Raw genomic sequence first — 416 nt, forward strand, 5'->3', positions numbered from 1 at the left:
CGTCAAGCCCGAGGATACCAAGCGCATTGACGGAAAGCGACAACTTGTCGCCCAGTGACTTTGTCAGCGTCTGGGTAATGTCCCGTGTCGGCGTCGTCTTGATGTTTTTGGCGGCGATCTCGGTTTTGTTGAAGCCCAGGTTGGTCGGGCTGACGTTGGTGATGTCGGCACCCGCCGAACCCTTCACCAGTATTAGCGGGATTTTTAACAGCAGCAGATTGAGGCTGACATCCGCGATATTGGCGTCGGAGAACGACTGCGGGTTGCTGAAATCCGCGAAGGCGGTGGGGCTGTTATCGGCATCGCTGGCGGCAAGGTTCACCGCCGCGATGCCGGGCTTCGCGGCAATGGTAACCTTCAGGCTGTCGGGGCCGGTCGGGCAGTTGATGTCGGTCAGCTTGGCCTCGGCGTAGGCT

The 416-nt window shown here is 59.6% G+C and carries 1 pseudogene; it reads right to left on the reverse strand.

Going from position 1 to position 416, the window contains the following annotated elements:
- Positions 1–416 (reverse strand): annotated as a pseudogene (locus EN914_RS38130) (hypothetical protein); the annotation flags it as partial.

Source organism: Mesorhizobium sp. M7A.F.Ca.CA.001.08.2.1 (genome assembly GCF_003998455.1).
Taxonomy (GTDB): domain Bacteria; phylum Pseudomonadota; class Alphaproteobacteria; order Rhizobiales; family Rhizobiaceae; genus Mesorhizobium; species Mesorhizobium ciceri.